This is a genomic window from Rhizobium sp. BK049 (genome assembly GCF_014193135.1).
GTDB lineage: Bacteria > Pseudomonadota > Alphaproteobacteria > Rhizobiales > Rhizobiaceae > Rhizobium.
Genome location: NZ_JACHYV010000016.1, coordinates 68,669 through 88,100 on the forward strand (window position 1 = coordinate 68,669; position 19,432 = coordinate 88,100).

Sequence of the window (19,432 nt, forward strand, 5' to 3'; positions counted from 1 at the left end):
AGCGAGGGAAGCAGTGGACCGCGCAGCACCTGCCGGGGTAGCAGGGGGTACAGGAGACGAGACCGGCCACGCGGCCCGGCGATCCTAACGCCGGATAATGCCGGAAGTTCCGACCCCGGCGCTATCGCCATTTCGGCTGGGGCGGCGGCGCATTGGCCCGGATCTCATGCAGCGGCGCGTGAGACCCGAGCAGCTTTTTCAGCTTCTTCTCCTCCGCCGGGCCAATCCCAAACTTGCGGCAATGCTCGGCAACGTCATGCTCCCGAGGCCCCGGAACGCGAACTTGGCGGTTGCTCATGCTCTTCATGTTCGTTTCCTCCTTGAAGGGGATAACAAACAAGCGGCATTTTTGTTCGTTAGCAAAGTCTAATTTTAGTAAGGGGCGAAATACGGCAATATATCAGCCGAGCTGACGCCGTTTTGCTGCGTTTGACTTCCCGGCATTCGCCGTCAGTCGATTGCCAACCGCAAGGATGGCGCTCAACTGATCTTCAGCCAATGCCTGAGCGCCGCCACAGCCCCATCGCTGGCATAGGCAATGACCCCGCCCGTCGTCAGGCCGGCGAAGGCAATCAGCCCTGAGATGCCATAGCCGATCGATTTCATCCGTTTCCACTCTTCGAGCGCCGGGCCGACCGTCTCCTGGTTCTTCTCGACGGTTTCCTTGAGCGTCCCGATCTCGGCGCGGATCTGCGCGTCCGCTCCGCCTGTCATCGCCACTCTCGTATCGAGATGGGCGATCTGCCTTGCCTGTTCGTCGAGCCGCTTGTGGATCACGGCTCGACCCTCATGGGCATTGGCTTTTTCGTCGCTCATCTCCTGGCGCAGCAGCGCGACGTTTTCCTCGATGCCGGTCAGCCTTCCCTCCACGCGCCCGAGCGCGCGCAGGATATCGTCGTTGGATGTCATGGCAGGCCACCTCAGGAATTGAATTTCAGCTTTTCGGACTGGGCAATGCCGTTCGAAATCCGGTCGATCATGATCGGCTGCGGATGGATGAAGGAGACCGGCGAAAGCTCCCCGACAGACGGCGCCGGACGCACTACGGAGCCAACCGGCATGACGACGGCGCTCACGCCTTGATAGGTGATGACGTTGCCGGCGATGCTGGCGACGACCTGCGTGCTCAGGCGCGCCAGGCCGTCCGGGCCGGAATAGATGTGCAGCGTCTGCTCGGGCCTGAAGATGCTCGCATCCGCGACGACGATCTGGTTATAGGTGGCAACGCCGTCAGTTCCGGCCTGCGCGGTCAATGTCGTGCTCGCAAGCTCCAGAATGCCGGGCCAGACACCGCCTCTGGAGGGGGAAACCCACGCCGCGTAAGTATCGATTGCAGCATCGCAGCAGGCCGATGACTGCGCAAGGATATCATCGCGAAGCCGCCATTTGCCCGAAGCGTCGGTTCCGTCCGACGGCCAGCTGTTGTTGGTTCCATAGACCTGATACTCGGCCCTGAGGCCGAGATCGTTGCAGGTGATCGTCCCGGTCGCCGGCGAAGTGCCGCCGGCGAAACTGTAGGTGAAGGTGTTGGCGTCGACGACCGATATTACATAGCTTCCATTGTAAGCGGTCGGCGTTGCTCCCGAGATACTGACGGTCTGGCCTGTCGCAAGTCCGTTGAGGCCGCTTGCGATGGTCGCCGTGGCAACCGTGCCGACCGAGGTCAGCGTGATGTTGCGTGTGACGGTCGTCCGCCCGAGCGGCGGGAAGGCGACGATTCTGACGCCAGAATATTCGGCGCGCAGGCGGGTGACCAGGGAGCGGTAATTGGTGGTGAAGAACTGCGTATAGGTCGAGGCCGTGTCGTTCTGCCCCATCTGGTTTGTTATGACCGTGAACGGCCATTTATTGCCGTTGAAGGCGATGATTTCGCGGATGATGTCTCGGCGCCTGGTCGCGATCGAGGAGCCGCTGCCGGTATATTCGCGGACGGAGCCGGCACCGGGCATGCCGATCAGGCAATGGGGGATGCGGCCAGGGCCGCCGTCCCTGTCGAGCCAGCGGCGCAGCCAGCCGAGGTTGCCGCGCGCATCGGCAGCGGAGGAATATTCCTGGCGCGCCTCGCCGATGCTGTCGACGAAAGCCAGCGCGACCGGCCTTCCATCCCAGTCGCCCTTGGCGACCATGAAATCGGCCCCCCAATATTGCGGCTGCGCCTGCGTGCCATAGCCGGTATCGAGGCTGACGGTGCTGTCGCCGAGCGTATGGGCGATGGTGCCCGCCCTGATATCGCGGTTGAAGACGCAGGCATCGAGCATGAAGATCTGGATGAAGGTGGTCAGCCCCAGCTGGCGGGCTTTCAAGAGCACGTTGAGATAATGCATTTCGTCGAAGAAGCTCGTCTGCATCAGGTTCATCTCGAACAGAACGCGCCTGCCCGCCTTGTCGGTGATCCAGTAGAGATTGTTCAGCCGCCAGCGCCAGTCGGAAAACTGGTCAACCGCCGCTTGGAAGTCCGCGCGTCCTGCCATTGACCGCCTCCAGCAATTGCGAGACCTCACCGGTCACGCCCTGTTCAGGCTCGACCTTGGCGCCGTATTTCTTCGGCCTGAGCTTCTCGGCGACCCATTGACGGGTGGCGATGCGCAGCTGCGAGCGCCTTATCGCCTCGCCGTTCTCCTGCCAGCCGGTGGTCTCGCCGCTAGCATTCTTCTTTTCGATCCAGTCGTCGCTGCTGTTGTCGGCGATCTCGACCATCGTCGACGAAGCTGTCGGCCATGATCTCCCGCGCCAGCGCATATCGCGCCCGGAACGCCGCCTTGTCCTCGTCGGCGAGCCAGGAAAGCACCGTCGATTTCGCCGGCATGTCCTCATCCCGGCAGATCGAGCGCAGGCTTTCCCGGTCGGCGATGCGCGCACAGATTTTTTCCGCCAGCGCCTGGCTGAACTTGCTCGGTCTGCCCATGGGTCGGCGTCTGACGCTCAGAACAAGGCGATAATGTTGGAGGCCGTGGTCCCGGTCAGCGCCACGATTGCAGCATGAACGGGAAGGATCGTCCCGGCCGGCACGCTCTTGAAGATGACGGGATCCACATCCCGCCGCGGCGCAATCGCCACATCGCCGGCCGTGCCGATATAAAGCGCACGCGCCCCGACAATGGCGGTATCGTTCGGCGTCACCACCGCGACCCGCGAGGCCGGAGCAATCGAGGGGTCCATGCAGTTCTCCTTGGAAAAGGCGGCTCTTGATCCCGACGCAGCTGCATCAGGCGCTGTTTCGGTAGATTGCGACAGAACGCACTCCCCACCCTCCGTCATCCAGGGCTTGACCCTGGGATCCATGCCCGTTGCCGCGAGTGGAGGCCGACGTGGATCCTCGGGTCAAGCCCGAGGAAGACGGAGCAAGAGGTGAGCGCTGCGCCAAACCCGCGTTGTGTTCGATGACGCCGGCCAGAAAGCCCTGCCGAATGACGCACACCATCTAAGCGTCGCCGGCCTTCACCGCCGGCATCACCTCTGAATTCAAATTTCGCAGCTTGGATTTACGGTAGGATTAAATGATCCGCCGGGGGGTAATCAAGGACTTTCCAGCGTAGAAATTGCCTTCGATGCCGGCTCGGAATTGGCGGAGACAAATTGGTCAAACGTTGGGGCCGAACGTCCCTCCACCCTCCGTCATCCCAGGGCTTGACCCTGGGATCCATGCCCGCTGCTGGTGGAGACCGCCGTGGATCCTCGGGTCAAGCCCGAGGAGGACGGAGCAAGAGGTGAGCGCTGTGCCAAACCACGTGGTGTTCGATGACGTCGGCCGGAAAGCTCTGCCGAATGACGCACGCCATCGAAGTATCGCCAGCCTTCGCCGCCGGCATCACCTCTGGACTCAAATTTCGCAGCTTGGATTTACGGTAGGAATTAAATGATCCGCCGGGGGGTGATCAAGGACTTTCGAGCGTAGAAATTGCCTTCGATGCCGGCTCGGAATTGGCAGAGACAAATTGGTCAAACGTTGGGCCGAACGTCCCTCCACCCTCCGTCATCCCAGGGCTTGACCCTGGTATCCATGCCCGCTGCTGGTGGAGACCGGCCGTGGATCCTCGGGTCAAGCCCGAGGAGGACGGAGCAAGAGGTGAGCGCTATGCCAAACCACGTGGTGTTCGATGACGCCGGCCGGAAAGCTGCCGAATGACGCACGCCGGAAAGCGTCGCCGGCCTTCACCGTCGACATCACCTCTGGACTCAAATTTCGCAGCTTGGATTTACGGTAGGATTAAATGATCCGCCGGGAGGTGATCAAGAACTTTCCAGCGTAGAATGCCTTCGATGCGGGCTCGGAATTGGCGGAGACAAATTGGTCAAACGTTGGGCCGAACGTCCCCCCACCCTCCGTCACCCCAGGGCTTGACCCTGGGATCCATGCCCGTCGCTGGTGGAGCCCAGCGTGGATCCTCGGGTCAAGCCCGAGGAGGACGGAGCAAGGGGTGGGCACGGTGCCACACCCACAATGGTGTTCGATGGGGCACGCCGGAAAGCCCTGGCGAATGACGCACGCAATCGAAGCATTAGGCTTCGGTATTCCTCATAATACAGGCGAACCGCAGCCCACTCCGCATCGTATAAAGTTCGTGGCCAGTTCGAGGTTCAGGGATTGGATTGACGACAGGAGAAGGCTTGTCGACGGTCCAATCGCCTCGATCTATTCCGCTGTGCAGCGCAGCCAGGTTTTGACCATTCAACACGCATAGCTTTAAGGTGTCATTGAGAGGGCACGCGGCCGCCCCATTCCCACTCACCAGGACCGCAATCACCAACGCTGCCAGAAAACGCACTCGACCACCCCATATCATCGCCATCGAACCCGCCGGCACCTTAGGTCGTATGCCGGAGAAGGCAAGACGGCGGCCCTGCTGAAATCGGAAAACCAATTGCGTTCAATGCCTGGATAGAGGCGACAGGCGATACCATCCAACGTGAGCGAGGAATATACTATCAACAGGCTGCCGATCAAAGATGGAGGAGTCTGTGAACACCACCGTCTCAGCACTTCTTCTTTGCCTCGCCACTTTTCTCGGCGTGCACCTGTCCGCGAACCCGGCCGATGCCGAGGAACTGGTGCGGTTCGAAAGCGCCCCCGTCAAGCTCAGCCCGTTTCGCATCCGCAAGGCCCTCGAACAGGGAGAAATTCTCTCCCAACCGCAGGGCACGCCGTTGCTCGGCTATCTATCCCGCCCTGCCGGCGACGGCCCCTTCCCGGCGGTGGTCATCCTGCATGGCTGCGATCACCTGCGTTTGAGCGTCAAGGAGCTTTGGCCGAAACGGCTGGTGAGATGGGGCTATGTCGTGCTTGTCGTCGACAGCTTCACCACCCGCAAGCTCGACGACACCTGTCGAAGCCATCTTCCCGAGCGCGTCTTCGATGCCTATGGCGCCTTGGATTTTTTGTCGAAATCAGGCTTCGTCGATATCAGGCGCGTGGCCTTGATGGGCTTTTCGGCCGGCGGCACCGCGGCGCTGGACGCCACGAAGATCGATGGCAACGAGCAGCTCATGGAGCGCAAGTTCAGGGCGGCGGTTGCCTATTATCCCGCCTGTGACGCCGATCGCGGCGACCCGACAGTACCGACCCTGATCATGACTGGCGAGAGAGACAATTGGAGCCGGGCCGAACGATGCCAGAAGAGGCTTGCCCGCCTCAGCGACAATGCCCCGCCCGTCGAGCTCAATGTCTACAAGGGCATCTATCACAATTTCGATGCGCCGGAGTTCATGGTGGGACGGAGAGTGCTGGGTCATATCGAAAAATACGACCCCGACGCCGCGGCGAAGTCCATGCGCAGCGTTTACGCCTTTCTACGCAAGTACCTGGCAAACTAAGCCTGCCTGATCTCAGGAGGATCGATCGCGGCGCAGCTCCCCCCAACCTCCGCCATTCCAGGGGCCTTAGAGCCTGGATGCCTCCCGCCGGTTGCCCGGCATTTACCGGCTCCCCAACCTCCGTCATCCCAGGCCTTGAGCCTGGGATCCATGTCCGCTGCCGACGTGGGGCCGGTGTGGATCCTCGGGTCAAGCCCGAGGAGGATGGAGTGTGAGGCGATCTCTGCGGCAAATCAATCCAGGGCGCTATTTACGCCCCGAACTGAACGCCTAAACGTCGCTCGGCCGCCCTGACGTTGCCTGGCTCGCCGAGGACGTGAACGCTTCTTCGGCGCTCGGCACTTTCCCCTCCGGCGTCAGATCGTCGACGGCCTTCGGAAGATCGCGGCTCAGCCGCCCGAGGATCTCCTGATGCGAGAGGCCGGTATTCCTGGCGATCTCGTCCAGGACATCCGGACCGAGGGCTGTGGCAAGTTCGCCGTCATTGATGTCGGCATTCTGCCCGCGGCGCACCCAGGATTCCATCTTGTCGCCCTGGCCGTTCTGCTGGAACGTCTTCAGGAGGTCGCCGAGACCGCCGCTGACGATGCTGCCGGACGTCAATCCACCGAGAAGGCCGCCCAAGCCGCCCAAACCACCGCCGGAGCCGGCCAGCCCGCCGAGGATACTGCCGAGCCCGCCTGATGGCTGCCCACCTCCGGCGCCTGCCTGCTGCGGGTTCTGGAGGCCGCGCAGGAGTTCCCGGATCTTGTCCCTGTTCTGGTAGCCGGCAACCGCAAGAACGGCGAGAAGCGCCTTCATTTGACCGCTCATCATGATGAAATCCTCCTTGGTGCGCCAGGCAATCACGCCACCCGGAGCGCTGAATGGGCGCAGTGTTCACAATGGTGAAAATCTCCCGCCGGCGGGCAGAACGCCTATGCCGGCGGCATTGTTCGGCTGCCTCGAGGCAGCGTCAGATTTCCGGGCAACCGCGCCGGTTTGCAAAAACCATCCGCTCCGGCCCGCGGCGGGTCATTCCTTGGACGACGATGCTGCGCGGTGACATGCGGACGATCTGGGCCCGACGAAGGCCTTCGCTGCGGGCGATGTCGAGCGCATCGTCGGGATCGCAGCGGCGCGGCCCCGGGCGGTCGTAACGGTCGTAACGGCCGTAACGGTCGTAGCGGTCGTAATCGCGGTTCCGGTCGTAGACGCCGACGCCGCCGGGGCCGATGCGCAGCTCCATATCCTGGGCGGCGGCAATCGTCGGTGCGATCGTCAGGCCGGTCATGGAGGCCAGGCCGATCAACACGAACTGAAGAGACTTATGCATGGATTCCTCCCATGGCCTTGTTTGCTTATCGCCATACCAACATCGCCATCGGGATTTTGTTCCGTGAGGCCGGAGGAGCCTGCGGGGAGAAAGCAAGGGCCTGCACGACAGCGCGGAGCCGCTCAGCGTGCTCGGGCGTGATGCTCCAGCCAGGCGACTGCGAAGCTGCAGATCGCGGCCGCATCGACCAGCACCGATGGCGCGTCTCCGACTGGACCCTGTGTGCCCTGCCCGCTGGCGAGAAAGGCGCTGACCATCCGGGCGAAGTAATCGCTTTCGAGGCCGGGCACGACCGGGTCGCCGGTATCGAATTCCTCGAGCATGCGCCATACCACGCCTGCTGGCGTGGCAAAGGGCACCTCGTAGCGGCGCAGGCGCTTGTTCGGGATTTCAGCCAGGTGCTCGGCATGGTGGAGAAGGGTCATCGTGTCGAGCGGGGCTCCGGCCATGAGGACCTTGCCGCCGGCCGCCACGAGTTTGGCGAGCGGCGAGCCATCGCCATAGCCGTAATCGAGTGGATGATCGGCAGTGAGCCAGTCGGCCCTGGCGCCGATCGCCGCGACCGAGGCGCCCGGATTGCCGCTGCGCCGCGCCCCTGGCGTGGTTCGAAGGAATTCCGGGAAGATGCCGTTATCGCGGATCGCCCGGGAGCTCATGGGATCGAAAGGCGCAATATGGTCGCGCCATTCGAAAGGAACGCGGCCGTTCTCGTCAAGCAGTTCGTCATAGGCGCCGTTCCAGTCCGCATAGGCGACGATGGTGCCCGACGGGCCGACGACATGGCGCAGCGCATCGATGAACATGTCGGGACCGTTGAGCAACCGCCCCAGTCTGTTCATGGCGGCATGAACCATGACCATGTCGCCGGCGCGAAGTCCGAGCTTTTCCAGATCCTGGCTGAGCGAGAGACGGGTGTGAAAGTGCGGAGCGGTCATCGGCCAACGATCAGCAGGACACGACCCGGAGTCAATGCACCCGGGCGGACTCAGGGCACCATCGCTCGCAATACCCTGCTGCCGCTCACGCGCCTCCTGCCTCCGCGCCCTTTAAAGGACATGAACCTGGTGGACCCTCTACCGCCGATCGGTGCCCCCTGGGCCATCCTTGCGATCTATGAAAGCTTCGGCTTCATCCACCACGCGTTCCTTGATGGCATCATGAGCATCGGACGCAACGTCCACGGCCTTGTGATAGACTTCCGACGCTACCTCTTTGCCTTGCGCGACGACGTCCTGGGCCTGATGGCTGAGGCTATCTCTCGTGCTATCTGCGGCTTCGCCGACCAACTCATCCTCGGTATCGGTATGGGGCAGCGCCGCGCCGATCGCTGCACCGACCGCGAAAGCCAGGGCACCGCCTACGAGCGGCTGGTCGCGGAAATGGGTGAGGATCGACTCGTTGAGTCTGCTCGTCTGCTCCTGAAGACTGGTCGCCGCCGAAGAGGATCGGCTCGACAGCGAGCTCGCCGCGTCAGACGCGCGGGCGCTGAGGTCGCTCGCGGCGCTTTTCGCCTGCTCCCATTTCTCCGCCGCCCAGCCGGTTGCCGCGTCGAGCATTGCACCGGTCTCGTCGGCGATCTGATTGATCTGCTTTCCGCTAGCGTCGGCGAAGCCACGATAGGTCTTGCCCGCCTCGTCCATGAAATGGCCGGCACGACCTCCTGTTTCGTCTGTCAACGCTTTCAACCTCTTGCCGGATTCATCGGCAAAATGGCTGTAACGGGCTCCGTTTTCCATTGCCGGCGGGCCAATCCGGCGAACCCGTCCAGTCGCCGGGTAAAGCGGGTATTCAGGATCCTTGCTCCAGGTCGCCGTGTCGCCTGATGAAGGACTGCCTTTTGCCATGAGCCAGGCGAGGCTCACGCCCATCAGCGCGACCGGCAGAGGGTTCGCCTTGAGGGCGTGGCCAAGATTGCTGACATACTCTGCGCCGCCGCTTCCCTTGGCATATGCGATGACCTCATCGATGAGCTGGCCCGGCGACATCCGTTCCTGAATCGCGTCAATCCGATCTCCTATGCGGCGGCGGTCTTGGTCGATCTCCCACTGAAGCTCGGCCGATGTTTTTTCCGTTGAATTTTCCATCAGATTTTGTCCTTCACAACATCAACGTCGCGGCGAAGCGAAGTCGCAGTACGATCCAGTTTCATGTTGTTGGCGCGAAGCGCGGCGAGGCCCCGGGAGACCAAGCCCCAAGCGATCCCGGCAATGATGATGCCGACGATCAGAGAGGCGAGCGCACCTGCAGTGGTTTGGGTAAAACCCTGTGTCACGAGGAAGGCCGCGAGACCGCCGACAAGCGCACTCAGCAGGACGCCGACTGCCCCGATCGCCAGGACCAATCCGAATAGGAGAACCTCCACGCCGCTGAGCGCCTGCGAAAGTTTTTCCGAGGCTTCCGTCTTGGCAAGGTCGATTTCCTTGCGGAGCAGGCCCGTGACATCACCCACGAGGCCACTGACGAGCTCGGAGAGGGGTGTGTTCTCTGAAGTTTTAGCCATTGTTCTCGCCTCCGGTCGTTGCGGCGCGGGGGCGCAGGCCAATCGACGGTTCGTGCGGCGCGGCAACTGTTTGCCTTTTCGCGGAGGCCGTCAGGAAGCGGCTTGCCGCCAGGCCCGCAAGTGCGGCGATCCCGAGAAAGGCGAGCGGTTGCTTGCGCCCGAAATCCTCGGCCATAGTGGCGATTTCGCCGATGTCCTTTCCTTCCATCCGCCGAGCGACGGTCTGCACGCTCCGCCCGATTTGCCTGGCGTATCGCCCGACCTCAGCCTGACCGGAGCTCTCCATTTCGGCGCCAGCTTTCTCAAGTGCCGTTGCAACGCCGCCAACCTGGCGAGCAGCGAAGCTGGTGCGTTCGGAAATGACTTCCTTGGCTTTCTCGACGGCCGTGTCGGCGCCTTCCTTGATCGCTTCCTTGGCGGCGGATATGTCTTCGCTCACCTTCGCTTCCAGATCGGAAACGGACGTGCGCGTTCCCGGCGAAGAACCAAAAGCTGGCGATGAGGACGGTGTCTGCGCCGTTGCGCTTCTTCCTGCCGGATCTGTGAAATCGTTTTGCATGTCTAACCTCCCATGTCGTGGCGGCGACTGCCGCAGCCCCGAACCACGGGTGCCCCGCTTTGTTCCGCGAATGCCAAACGTTCCGCTTCGGCATGGCTCAGATCTGCGACTGCAATGAAGCAGCGCCGTCCTCGGCTCCTTCTTGATCTTTGGCAGGCGTGACAATGGACGCTGCGACGTAACGCTCCTCCCTGTCGCCATCGTTGAAGTAGTAGACGGCGAGCAGGGATCCCTCCCCGCGTTTTACCATTCTGGGATAACCGAGATCAGCCGTGCCGCCGTCGCTGCGGATGACCTTCTCGGCGCCCCATGTCTGGCCGTCATCGAAACTCATGCGCATCCGGATACCAAATGGCGGATCACGATAGCCGTAGACGAGCAGCAGCATGCCTTCGATGCGTCCGAGCGCTGGCGGGTTGCCATTGCTGCCGGTGTCGCCGACAATGCAGCCTTTCCATGTCCAGGTCTTCCCTTCGTCGTCGGAGGTGAAGGCTTCTATCCAACCCTTGCCACCGCCCCTCCCCATGCAGCGCGTCAAGGTCAGCATGGCGCCACCGGAAAGCGCTACCGATGCCGGCATGATCGAATAGCCCTCAGGTTCCGGGCCGACAAAGCCTTGAAGGACGAAGCTGCGCCCGCCGTCCGCAGTGCGCGCGCAGAACACCCTGCCTTCCGAACCGTCCTCTTTGGAGGTGCTGAGCATGAAGAGCGCATGTTCCCTGCCAAGAGGCACGATATCGGTGCGCGCCGAGATCGGAAGGTGCAAACCCGTGAAACGATACGGACCCTGCCATGTCAGGCATCGATCCCGGCTGACATAGAACCAGCTGACCGCATCGCCCTCTACATCGGTCCTGGCGCACATGACGATCGTCTCGGGATCGAGAAAGTCTATCGGTTCATCCAGACGGCCGAGGTCATCACGAACCGACAGATGCGGACGGATCTTGAGATCGGCGTTCAGGTGCTCATCGGCCGAAAGCGAGAGCCCACCGGGCACCCGGCCGCAGAACGGCTCGTCCATCCATGTCAGTCCGCCGTCCAGGCTGCGTGCCTGCCAGGGTACGAATGGATAATCACGGTCCAGTTCGTGCAATTCCCCCTTCGCTCCGAGTTTGCCGCGCGCGAAGACGACAACGATTTCCTCACCCCAGGACCAGAGGCCATAATTTGCCGGCCAGGCTGCGAACTCGCCCTGTCTCCTGTAGATTTCAATATGGCGGAATTGCATGTCCATTGGGGCTTCCGCTGTCATAGCGTCTCAACTGGAAGTGCCCGCACGAGCAGTTCATCCTGGCCGAGCAGCCGTTCGAGTTCGCGACGGTATTGGCGCCACCACGCCCGATCGAGACTGCCCACCATGACTTCGATCACGATGACGGTATCTTCTTCAGTGCCCTCGTCATTGGACCAAAGCCCTTTTGCGGGGGAATTGAGATAGGCCGTCACACCGCCATGGCGCTCCGTCATCTCGCGCTGAATTGTCGCGATAATGTCTCCGATGTCGATCGTCGCTTGCGGCGCTGCCGGAATAAACAACTGAATCAAACGCATGTGGAATTCTCCTCGTCTCGCAAACTTCGCAGGTCTGACGAGGTTCCAGCCCGCCTCTAAATCTGGTGCGATGTCATGGTGTCGGCTCCGCGCCGAAATCGCCGATATCCGTCGGACAACAAGGAAAGCGGCAGCAGGCGGTGGTCGCCGTCGTGCAAGGTGCACCGGGCCGCGGTGGCGAGCCCAGACGCAAGGTGCCGTCCAGGGCTGATCAAGCATCCCTTTTACCGAAGACAGATACCAATTAGTCTTGACTCATCAATTAGTCACGACTATTGTGTTTACATGATCGAGACCACCCCAATTACCACCGTCATGCGCGCGCTTGCCGATCCTACCCGGCGGGCGGTGTTCGAGCAGATCGTCCTCTCCAAGGAGATCACCGTCGTCGAACTGACACGGGCGAGCACCGTCACGCAGGGCGCCGTCTCGCAGCACCTCAAGGCGCTGAAGCAGGCGGGCCTCGTCGCCGAGCGCCCCGAGGGCCGCAATGTCTATTACCGCGCCGAGCCGGAAGGCCTTGCGCCGCTTGTCGACTGGATGAGCCATTACGGCACCTTCTGGCGCGAGCGTTTTGCCGATCTCAGAACCTTGCTGAAGGAAATCGATCCATGACTGACACCGCATTGGAGCTCGACACGCAGGAGATTGTCGTCGACGAAGTGTTCCCGCACGCGCCAGAAACAATCTGGAAAACGCTGACGTCAGCCGAGTTGATGGGCCGCTGGCTGATGATGCCGGCGGGCTTCGAGCCGGTCGAAGGCAAGCGCTTCACCTACCAGACGACGCCGGCCGGCGCCTGGGACGGCACCATTCACTGTGAGGTGCTGGAGGTGAAGCCGAATGAGCGTCTCTCCTATGCCTGGAAAGGCGGACATGCCGAGAATGCCGGCTACGGCTCCCCGCTCGATACCGTCGTCACCTTCCTTCTCTCCAGGACGGAAAACGGCACACGGCTGCGCCTCGTTCATTCCGGCTTCCTGCTTCCTAGGAATGAAACCGCCTTCCAGAAGATGGGCGAAGGCTGGAAGAAGGTCGTGAAGAATATCGGCACCCTCGCCGGCAGCGAGGACTGATCCGCACGAGCCACATCACAAATTTGTTCAGGAGAAAGCAATGAGCAAGCCTTATACCGGCGGCTGCGCCTGCGGCGCCATCCATTACGAGATCTCGGCCGAGCCGATTGCGATGAACGACTGCCAGTGCCGCGATTGCCAGCGGACGAGCGGCACCGGCCACGGATCCTATCTGACCTTCCCGAGCCGGCAGGCGGTGAAGCTTGAAGGAGTGGCCAGCCACTGGCAGATGGTCGCCGACAACGGCAATGTCAAAACGCGCGGCTTCTGCCCGGCCTGCGGCGCGCCTGTTTACCTGACCTTCTCCTACATGCCCGATTTCTTCACGATCCACGCCGCCAGCCTCGACGAGCCCGAGCGATATCAGCCGCAAATGGCAACCTACACCGTCCGCGGCCTTGCCTGGGATCGGGTCGATCCCGACGTGGCAAAATTCGAAAAGATGCCGCCGATGTGAGGCTGGCGCAGCGCCTGCAAACATGGCGCTCTCGGGTGCTCGGTCGCGAGCGGTGAAGGGTCCGCTCACGACATCGTCGCTTGCCCACCAGGGGGTCGAGTTTCTTCCTGCCATTGCGGATTCCATAAATTATCTTGACATTTCGCCGCGCATAATATAACCATTTAGCTATATAGCTAACTGGTGATGCATGGACGACAGGCTTGATGCGATTTTTTCCGCCCTCTCCGATCCTACGCGGAGAGCAATTCTCGCGCGGCTTGCCAATGGCAAGGCGACCGTAGCCGAACTCGCGGACCCCTTCGAGCTGTCTCAACCCGCCATCTCAAAGCATCTCAAAGTCCTGGAACAGGCCGGGTTGATCCGCTCCGGCCGGGAGGCGAATTCGCGTCCCCGCATCCTGGAACCGGCAGCCTTGAAGACAATTGCTGATTGGATCGCCGATTACAGGCGCTTCTGGGATGAAAGCCTCGATCGTCTGGATGACTACCTCTCCAAGGTACAAGGAAACGAAATGACCAATCCCGAGACCGAAACAGACAATAGCCGTGACTTGGTTCTCGTGCGAAGGTTCGATGCTCCATGCGATCTCGTTTTTAGGGCATGGACCGACCCGAAAGCCCTGGTGCAATGGTGTGGCCCTCACGGCTTCACGACGGTCGGCGACAGACTGGAAGCCTGGCCGGGCGGCAGACACCGCGCTTGTCTGATTGCCCCAGATGGAGAAGAGCATTGGGTCGGCGGAAGATATCTGGAGGTCGAGCCGCCGCACAGGCTTGTCTTCACCCATGCCTGGGAGACCGCAACCGGCGAAACCAGCCCCGAAACGATCGTCACGATCACCTTCAGGGAAAGCGACGGCGGCACGGAAATGACTTTTCGGCAGAGCGGATTTGCCAGCGCATCCTCGCTTGAGGGTCATGAATCCGGTTGGTCTCAAAGTTTCGAACGATTGAACTCTTTTCTGGGAACCGCCGAAGGGCAAAATCATGGGTAAGGCGACAATGAAGCTTTACAATTGCGAGACGCTCAATCCGCGAAAGGCATGCGCCGCCGCGCGTTTTCTTCAAGCCGACGTGGAGTTCGTCAGGGTTGACCTGGCCAGCGGAGAGCAGCGAACCGCGGAATTCCTGGCGCTAAACCCGAACGGGAAAGTCCCGGTGCTGCAGGAGGAGGCCCGGAACTTTATGGGAAGCGAACGCCATCATGTGCAGGCTGTCCGACACAGTCGCGTCGGATTTCTGGCCGCATGACCATCGGCAGATCGACGTGCTGCGCTGGTTGAGCTGGGATGCCAGCCATTTCACCCGGCACGGGGCAACGCTGTGGTTTGAAATGCTGATCAAGCCGTTGTTCGGCGGAGAGCCCGATATCGCCGTGATCGAAGACGCGAAGACGAGCTTTCGGCTCCATGGCCGGGTGCTCGACGATCATCTGGCCGCCAATAGTGTCGTCGTCGGCAAGACACTGACCGTGGCGGATTTCGCTTTGGCTGCTGCGCTTCCTTACGCCGCCGCTGCCGACATACCACTCGCCGAATTCCGGCATATCCAAGAGTGGTACGGAAGGCTTGAAGAACTGGATGGGTGGCGAAACCCTTTCCCAGCCTGAGGCCCACGAAGGTCTATTGCAAGGCGTGAAGCGCTGCCGCCGAGGTTTTCTGAGAGCATCATCGTCTCCCGGCCTCTTCTCCACAGCAACGCTTTGTGTGTATATTCCACTATGCCGAGCACACCACGCCGTCACTGGCCGAGGTTGCTGCAAAGCGTCCTGGCATTGCCAAACCGGCGGGTAGATTCTGTCGTGAGCACCACAAGGTACTTGCTGATCTTGCCGCTGATGGCGGCCATCGCCTACATGGCGGTCTTGGGCCTGCTCTATTTTTCTCAGCGAAGCCTGCTTTTTCCCGGAGCAGGCGCCATGCCCCTTCCGGAGCAGGCGCGCTGGGGCGAGTCGGTCCACATCAAGACGCCCGACGGGGAGATGCTTCAGGGACTGTACAGCCAAGGCGACACCGGCAAGCCCTGTGTGCTCCTCTTTTTCGGAAACGGTGACCGCGTCGACAATTACGCATTTCTCGCACAGGCGCTGGCGGCGCGCGGGATTGGATTGCTGGCGATTTCCTATCGCGGCTATCCCGGATCCACCGGTTCACCCAGCGAGCAGGGGCTGCTGACGGACGGCATCGCCGCCTTCGACTGGCTTTCGGCACATGCCGGAAGCGAGATCGTCGTGCTGGGCCGGTCACTTGGTACTGGCGTTGCCGTACATACGGCCGCGGAGAGGCCGGCCGCGGGCGTCATTCTCGTCTCTCCGTACCTGTCGGTTCTGTCGGTTGCGCAGGCGCGCTATCCGTTCCTCCCGGCTGAAATTCTTCTCAAGGATCCGTTTCGCTCGGACCTCAACATAGGCAAGGTCAGACAACCGAAGTTGTTCCTCCACGGCAGGCTTGATGACAGCATCCCGCTGACTTCAGCGCAGGCGCTGTACGAGATCGCACCTGAGCCCAAACAGATGTTGATCTACGACGATGCGGGCCACAACGATATCTTCAACGACAGCACGGTCGGTGATGTGATCCGGTTTGTGGAAGCGCTGAAAGATCACCGGGCTTGAACCCCTTCCGGTCATACGGGGAGGCTGAATTTCGAAAAGAGGCCACCGATGTGATCGTCGCGGCGAGATGGTCTTAGGGCGAAGATGATCGCAGTTGGACGGATTCCGCTCCGAAGCCATAGGCCCTTTCGACGAGCGCCACACGGATTTCATAACGGGTGTACCAGTCTGCCCGGCCCCGACGTTGCGCTTCGACATGATCGACGACCGCTTTCCAGGCCCGGATGCTTTCTTCGTCCCTCCAATAAGAGTTGATAATGCCGAAGCCGTCAGCACGGCGGGCGCTCTCGAAACCCAGAAATCCGGGCTGCTGCTGTGCCAGTTCCACCATCGCAGCGCCGACATCACCATAGCCGTCTTCGACCTCAGTTCGTTGCGATGAGAAGCAGACGACGTAGTAAGGCGGTGCAGGTAAGGTCGCGATAGACATGCCAAACCCTCATTGCGACAAGCAGAGATCTTTGCAACCACCAGCCGTGCGGTCCATTGCAATCCCAATGCCAGCACGGGGTAGAGCCGCCTTTGGCGTCCCCACAACCCCTGCTGAGCAAATCAACCGAGGCAGCCGAGCGAAAGCATCTCGTTGCCGTGCGGCTTACGCATGCGCTGGCCGCCAATGAGGATACGTGACATAGGCGGTGAGCGCGCCCTCCTCATGCGAACGGATCGTCACGGTCTCGCCCTTCGGCATATAGACGATCTCGCCCGGCCCGGCGCTGACTGTCCCCGCCTCGGTCGAAACCGAAAGCCGCCCTTCCAGAACGATCATCACGTCGTCGACCGCCATGGTTTCGGTCAGGCTCTGGCCGGGCGCGTAACGTCCATAACCGATGGTGATCGGTCCGCCATGCCGCTCATCGACGAGATTGCCGACGCGAATGTCTGCCTCCTGCCCCGGGGAACGCTCCAGCGATGCGTCGGCGATCGTGAATTTCTGCATCTTCATCGTCTACCTCCATGCCGCCGGCATAGGTAACGCGGAAATCTCCTGCGCCAAGTCCGCAGCGTTCGGCGCGACCATTGCAATCACGTGTGTGTGGGATAAAGGTGGCCTTGGATAAACTTAAAACCATCGGGCGAAAGAAATAATGCTGCATCTGCGATTTTTGAAAGAGAATCATATTTCCATTTCACTGATTTCCGTCATTTTGGGCCTGTCCGGTTGCGTCACCAGCACCGACGGAATTCAAAAATCTCAGGATCAAAGTCGCGCTCTGAGTGGAGAGCGGACAAAAATGGGTCAGTCTTACAATTTGAATGTCGATTGCACCGCGGCGACGATACCCAAGATACGCCTCGCGCAAGCGCCCGCGCATGGATCCGTGGATTTTGTCAGCGAAGGTGTCTATTCAAACGACAAAGAGTCGCAGCGCGTGAAGTGCAATTCCAGAAAATCTCCAGGCGTTTCGGAATATTACACATCCCAAAGCGGCTATTCTGGTAAAGACGTGTACAAAGTGAGAGTGTCTTACGGCGAGGGAACCGTGAAGGACGTCACCGTCAACATCAATGTGATCAAAAACTAAAGGCGCTATTGCGGGGCGAGGAGGGCGCGTTGAGCGGGAACGCACCCGCTTTCCGTCATTCCACGTCTTGTACCTGGAATCATTGCCTTGGCCGATCACGGGCAGATCCTGGGTAACGACAGCGAAAGGCGCCGCCCTGCCCTGCGCCTCGCAGCGTGCACTCTGCGCTCGACCTTGCTCAGGAAATGCGCGTGTGAATGGCGGATCGACATGGCACCTGCCGCCACCAAGCAGCGCCATGACAATCCCGGCTTCATCCGCGCATGGAGTGGGCAAAAGCCGCGTCGTCCGCACCCATTAACCAGCCTGCAGCTGAGCTCCAGTGCACCAAGGGCGTGTGAGGAATGACAGAGTTCTACCAACAAAGAGCTAATTGGAAAGTCCAAAGGATCGGAGCATAGTCCGCGCAGTGGAGTTCAGCGCGCGTGGGGAAAAGCGGGACACTGGACTCCCGCAGCCACGCCTCGACGACTTAGCAGACAACATTGACAGGTTGATGCGGAGGTAGCGTGATGGCGCAGGGCGTTGTTTCTCTCAGCGGGACTCTGACTCAGAATCAGACCTTGGCGGCAAACGTCACCGATGTTGACGGGTTACCGTCAGGGACGGTCATTACCTATCAGTGGCAGCAGAGCAGCGATAACGGTGCCACTTGGAGCAACATAACAGGTGCAGCCACAGCCGCCCTGACCTTGCAGCAGGCTGAAGTCGGAAAGCGGGTGCGGGCAACCGCTGCTTACACCGATGCTTTGGGTAACCAGGAACTGGTTGCCAGCACCACCAATACCGCCGTCGCCAACGTGAGCGACATAGGCGTAGTCGCGATCACCGGTACACCCGTACAAGGCCAAGCCCTGACCGCCGCGGTCTTGGATCTGGATGGGCTCGCCAATGTATCGATCACCTATCGCTGGCAGCAACTGATCGGAAACACCTGGAGCAACATCGCGAACGCCACCGGCTCGACGTGGACGCTTCAGGCAGCGCAGGTCGGCAGGCAGGTCCGCGTCCAGGTAACCTATACCGATCAGTCGGGAGGAACCGAAAACAATCGAACCAGCCTGGCCACATCCCCAATCGTCGCGAGCAATCCTGCCGGCAACGACATTGGCGTCGTCTCCATCATCGGGGCCGCAAATCAAAATCGCACGATCGCGGCTGGTGTTACCGATGTCGACGGGCTCCCGACCGGGACCATCGTCGCTTACCAATGGCAGCAAAGCAGCGATGGCGGCGGCACGTGGGGCAACATTGCCGGCGCCACTGCGAAAACCCTCAGCCTGCAGCAAGCACTGGTTGGGAAGCAGGTTCGGGCGACCGCCACCTACACCGATGCCCTTGGCAACAACGAGACGGTCGCAAGCGGTCCGACGACGGCAGTCGCCAACGTGAACGACGCAGGCGTGGCTACGATCACCGGTACGCCCGTTCAGGGCCAGGCCCTGACCGCGGCCGTTACCGACCTCGATGGGCTCGCCAACGTATCGATCACCTATCGCTGGCAGCAGCTGATCGGGACGACCTGGACCGACATCGCCGGAGCCACCGGTCCGAGCTGGACACTCCAGGCAGCGCAGGTGGGCAGGCAAGTCCGTGTGAGGACCACTTACACCGATCAGCTGGGTGGTGTCGAAACCAGCCGGGCGAGCGCGCCGACCGCAGCGATTGTCAGTGCCAACAACCACCCGGGTGTGCTTGGCATCAGCGGGACCGCGACGCAGGGTCAGGTGCTGACGGCCGCTGTCACCGACGCGGACGGTGTGCCGGGATCGGTGAGCTATCAGTGGCAGCAGAGCAGCAACGGCACCACCTGGAGCAATATCGGCGGAGCGACTGCCAAGACGCTGACCCTGCAGCAGGCCCAGGTCGGCAATTTCGTGCGGGCAACAGCCAGTTACATCGACAACCTCGGCAACAGCGAGAATGTCACCAGCCCGGCGACGTCCTCGGCAGTCGCCAATGTCAACGATCCCGGCGTGATCTCGATCACTGGCATAGCGAGCCAGGGCCAGACCCTG

At 61.2% G+C, this 19,432-nt stretch carries 21 protein-coding genes and 4 pseudogenes; 10 read left to right on the forward strand and 15 right to left on the reverse strand.

Translation table 11 applies throughout. The features are described 5' to 3' along the window. Nucleotides 1-121 precede the first annotated feature (121 nt). The 5 genes and pseudogenes from FHT70_RS17725 to FHT70_RS17750 form a co-directional block, all read right to left on the reverse strand. On the reverse strand, nucleotides 122-307 hold the full coding sequence (locus tag FHT70_RS17725) for a hypothetical protein (RefSeq protein WP_082240273.1): 186 nt from the start codon (nucleotides 305-307) through the stop codon (nucleotides 122-124). Nucleotides 308-480: 173 nt separating this feature from the next. Further along, nucleotides 481-909, reverse strand: coding sequence for a DUF1515 domain-containing protein (locus FHT70_RS17730; RefSeq protein ID WP_097601509.1), 429 nt, complete (start codon nucleotides 907-909; stop codon nucleotides 481-483). A gap of 11 nt (nucleotides 910-920) precedes the next feature. Further along, nucleotides 921-2,471, reverse strand: a complete 1,551-nt coding sequence (locus FHT70_RS17735) for a hypothetical protein (protein ID WP_246721861.1) — start codon at nucleotides 2,469-2,471, stop codon at nucleotides 921-923. Then, a pseudogene (locus tag FHT70_RS17745) lies at nucleotides 2,437-2,905 on the reverse strand (terminase small subunit protein). The gene FHT70_RS17735 and the pseudogene FHT70_RS17745 overlap by 35 nt, the downstream one beginning before the upstream one ends. Before the next feature lie 17 nt (nucleotides 2,906-2,922). Further along, the gene (locus tag FHT70_RS17750) at nucleotides 2,923-3,159 is read right to left on the reverse strand and encodes a hypothetical protein (protein WP_183703490.1); all 237 of its coding nucleotides are present in this window, start codon (nucleotides 3,157-3,159) and stop codon (nucleotides 2,923-2,925) included. Between the two features lie 1,788 nt (nucleotides 3,160-4,947). Between FHT70_RS17750 and FHT70_RS17755 the strand changes: the two genes are divergently transcribed. Further along, nucleotides 4,948-5,811, forward strand: a complete 864-nt coding sequence (locus tag FHT70_RS17755) for a dienelactone hydrolase family protein (RefSeq protein ID WP_183703491.1) — start codon at nucleotides 4,948-4,950, stop codon at nucleotides 5,809-5,811. Between the two features lie 270 nt (nucleotides 5,812-6,081). Here FHT70_RS17755 and FHT70_RS17760 read toward each other — a convergent pair whose 3' ends face one another. From FHT70_RS17760 to FHT70_RS17795, 8 genes are all read right to left on the reverse strand, one after another. Further along, entirely contained in the window at nucleotides 6,082-6,627 is a 546-nt protein-coding gene (locus tag FHT70_RS17760; protein ID WP_183703493.1) for a YidB family protein, read from the reverse strand. 139 nt (nucleotides 6,628-6,766) lie between these two features. After that, nucleotides 6,767-7,126: a hypothetical protein gene (locus FHT70_RS17765; RefSeq protein ID WP_183703495.1), complete on the reverse strand. Its 360-nt coding sequence runs from the start codon at nucleotides 7,124-7,126 to the stop codon at nucleotides 6,767-6,769. A 122-nt stretch (nucleotides 7,127-7,248) separates the two neighbouring features. Continuing rightward, a complete protein-coding gene (aac(3), locus tag FHT70_RS17770; RefSeq protein WP_183703497.1) occupies nucleotides 7,249-8,061 on the reverse strand; it encodes an aminoglycoside 3-N-acetyltransferase in 813 nt (270 codons plus the stop codon). Between the two features lie 138 nt (nucleotides 8,062-8,199). Continuing rightward, nucleotides 8,200-9,210 carry a YtxH domain-containing protein gene (locus FHT70_RS17775; RefSeq protein WP_183703499.1) on the reverse strand — a complete coding sequence of 337 codons (1,011 nt, stop codon included), beginning with the start codon at nucleotides 9,208-9,210 and terminating at the stop codon, nucleotides 8,200-8,202. Then, complete coding sequence (locus FHT70_RS17780; RefSeq protein ID WP_085777337.1) at nucleotides 9,210-9,626, reverse strand: phage holin family protein; 417 nt, start codon at nucleotides 9,624-9,626, stop codon at nucleotides 9,210-9,212. Before FHT70_RS17780 ends, FHT70_RS17775 begins: the two co-directional genes overlap by 1 nt. After that, nucleotides 9,619-10,185, reverse strand: coding sequence for a nutrient deprivation-induced protein (locus tag FHT70_RS17785; protein ID WP_183703501.1), 567 nt, complete (start codon nucleotides 10,183-10,185; stop codon nucleotides 9,619-9,621). The genes FHT70_RS17780 and FHT70_RS17785 overlap by 8 nt, the downstream gene beginning before the upstream one ends. 97 nt (nucleotides 10,186-10,282) lie before the next feature. After that, on the reverse strand, nucleotides 10,283-11,422 hold the full coding sequence (locus FHT70_RS17790; RefSeq protein WP_183703503.1) for a sialidase family protein: 1,140 nt from the start codon (nucleotides 11,420-11,422) through the stop codon (nucleotides 10,283-10,285). Nucleotides 11,423-11,436: 14 nt separating this feature from the next. Then, entirely contained in the window at nucleotides 11,437-11,739 is a 303-nt protein-coding gene (locus FHT70_RS17795) for a hypothetical protein (RefSeq protein WP_183703506.1), read from the reverse strand. A gap of 285 nt (nucleotides 11,740-12,024) precedes the next feature. On the opposite strand from FHT70_RS17795, the gene FHT70_RS17800 reads away from it, so the two are divergent. The 7 genes and pseudogenes from FHT70_RS17800 (at nucleotide 12,025) to FHT70_RS17830 (ending at nucleotide 15,888) form a co-directional block, all read left to right on the forward strand. Then, a complete protein-coding gene (locus FHT70_RS17800) occupies nucleotides 12,025-12,354 on the forward strand; it encodes a metalloregulator ArsR/SmtB family transcription factor (protein ID WP_097601500.1) in 330 nt (109 codons plus the stop codon). Further along, nucleotides 12,351-12,815 (forward strand): SRPBCC domain-containing protein, encoded by a 465-nt coding sequence (locus FHT70_RS17805; RefSeq protein ID WP_183703508.1) that lies wholly within the window; start codon nucleotides 12,351-12,353, stop codon nucleotides 12,813-12,815. The genes FHT70_RS17800 and FHT70_RS17805 overlap by 4 nt, the downstream gene beginning before the upstream one ends. A gap of 40 nt (nucleotides 12,816-12,855) precedes the next feature. Then, nucleotides 12,856-13,272 (forward strand): GFA family protein, encoded by a 417-nt coding sequence (locus FHT70_RS17810; RefSeq protein ID WP_097601498.1) that lies wholly within the window; start codon nucleotides 12,856-12,858, stop codon nucleotides 13,270-13,272. Between the two features lie 190 nt (nucleotides 13,273-13,462). Next, nucleotides 13,463-13,780, forward strand: a pseudogene (locus tag FHT70_RS17815) (metalloregulator ArsR/SmtB family transcription factor); the annotation flags it as partial. 6 nt (nucleotides 13,781-13,786) lie between these two features. Next, complete coding sequence (locus tag FHT70_RS17820) at nucleotides 13,787-14,269, forward strand: SRPBCC domain-containing protein (RefSeq protein WP_183703641.1); 483 nt, start codon at nucleotides 13,787-13,789, stop codon at nucleotides 14,267-14,269. Next, nucleotides 14,262-14,883: pseudogene (locus FHT70_RS17825) on the forward strand (glutathione S-transferase family protein). Before FHT70_RS17820 ends, FHT70_RS17825 begins: the two are co-directional and overlap by 8 nt. 192 nt (nucleotides 14,884-15,075) lie before the next feature. Continuing rightward, a complete protein-coding gene (locus FHT70_RS17830) occupies nucleotides 15,076-15,888 on the forward strand; it encodes an alpha/beta hydrolase (protein ID WP_183703511.1) in 813 nt (270 codons plus the stop codon). Between the two features lie 73 nt (nucleotides 15,889-15,961). Here FHT70_RS17830 and FHT70_RS17835 read toward each other — a convergent pair whose 3' ends face one another. Together FHT70_RS17835 and FHT70_RS17840 are read right to left on the reverse strand one after the other, a co-directional pair. Further along, nucleotides 15,962-16,318, reverse strand: coding sequence for an antibiotic biosynthesis monooxygenase (locus FHT70_RS17835; RefSeq protein WP_183703514.1), 357 nt, complete (start codon nucleotides 16,316-16,318; stop codon nucleotides 15,962-15,964). Nucleotides 16,319-16,483: 165 nt separating this feature from the next. Further along, the gene (locus FHT70_RS17840; protein ID WP_183703517.1) at nucleotides 16,484-16,834 is read right to left on the reverse strand and encodes an AraC family ligand binding domain-containing protein; all 351 of its coding nucleotides are present in this window, start codon (nucleotides 16,832-16,834) and stop codon (nucleotides 16,484-16,486) included. A 142-nt stretch (nucleotides 16,835-16,976) separates the two neighbouring features. Between FHT70_RS17840 and FHT70_RS17845 the strand changes: the two genes are divergently transcribed. Next, entirely contained in the window at nucleotides 16,977-17,414 is a 438-nt protein-coding gene (locus FHT70_RS17845; protein ID WP_183703520.1) for a hypothetical protein, read from the forward strand. A 512-nt stretch (nucleotides 17,415-17,926) separates the two neighbouring features. After that, nucleotides 17,927-19,432 (forward strand): annotated as a pseudogene (locus tag FHT70_RS30370) (hypothetical protein); the annotation flags it as partial.

Coding starts and splice junctions, on each gene's coding strand:
- FHT70_RS17835 (WP_183703514.1), bottom strand. CDS start 16,318: ATGTCTATCGCGACCTTACCTGCACCGCCTTACTACGTCGTCTGCTTC.
- FHT70_RS17790 (WP_183703503.1), bottom strand. CDS start 11,422: ATGGACATGCAATTCCGCCATATTGAAATCTACAGGAGACAGGGCGAG.
- FHT70_RS17780 (WP_085777337.1), bottom strand. CDS start 9,626: ATGGCTAAAACTTCAGAGAACACACCCCTCTCCGAGCTCGTCAGTGGC.
- FHT70_RS17775 (WP_183703499.1), bottom strand. CDS start 9,210: ATGGAAAATTCAACGGAAAAAACATCGGCCGAGCTTCAGTGGGAGATC.
- FHT70_RS17760 (WP_183703493.1), bottom strand. CDS start 6,627: ATGATGAGCGGTCAAATGAAGGCGCTTCTCGCCGTTCTTGCGGTTGCC.
- FHT70_RS17785 (WP_183703501.1), bottom strand. CDS start 10,185: ATGCAAAACGATTTCACAGATCCGGCAGGAAGAAGCGCAACGGCGCAG.
- FHT70_RS17730 (WP_097601509.1), bottom strand. CDS start 909: ATGACATCCAACGACGATATCCTGCGCGCGCTCGGGCGCGTGGAGGGA.
- FHT70_RS17810 (WP_097601498.1), top strand. CDS start 12,856: ATGAGCAAGCCTTATACCGGCGGCTGCGCCTGCGGCGCCATCCATTAC.
- FHT70_RS17840 (WP_183703517.1), bottom strand. CDS start 16,834: ATGAAGATGCAGAAATTCACGATCGCCGACGCATCGCTGGAGCGTTCC.
- FHT70_RS17735 (WP_246721861.1), bottom strand. CDS start 2,471: ATGGCAGGACGCGCGGACTTCCAAGCGGCGGTTGACCAGTTTTCCGAC.
- FHT70_RS17845 (WP_183703520.1), top strand. CDS start 16,977: ATGCTGCATCTGCGATTTTTGAAAGAGAATCATATTTCCATTTCACTG.
- FHT70_RS17805 (WP_183703508.1), top strand. CDS start 12,351: ATGACTGACACCGCATTGGAGCTCGACACGCAGGAGATTGTCGTCGAC.
- FHT70_RS17800 (WP_097601500.1), top strand. CDS start 12,025: ATGATCGAGACCACCCCAATTACCACCGTCATGCGCGCGCTTGCCGAT.
- FHT70_RS17755 (WP_183703491.1), top strand. CDS start 4,948: ATGGAGGAGTCTGTGAACACCACCGTCTCAGCACTTCTTCTTTGCCTC.
- FHT70_RS17725 (WP_082240273.1), bottom strand. CDS start 307: ATGAAGAGCATGAGCAACCGCCAAGTTCGCGTTCCGGGGCCTCGGGAG.
- FHT70_RS17795 (WP_183703506.1), bottom strand. CDS start 11,739: ATGCGTTTGATTCAGTTGTTTATTCCGGCAGCGCCGCAAGCGACGATC.
- FHT70_RS17765 (WP_183703495.1), bottom strand. CDS start 7,126: ATGCATAAGTCTCTTCAGTTCGTGTTGATCGGCCTGGCCTCCATGACC.
- FHT70_RS17750 (WP_183703490.1), bottom strand. CDS start 3,159: ATGGACCCCTCGATTGCTCCGGCCTCGCGGGTCGCGGTGGTGACGCCG.
- FHT70_RS17820 (WP_183703641.1), top strand. CDS start 13,787: ATGACCAATCCCGAGACCGAAACAGACAATAGCCGTGACTTGGTTCTC.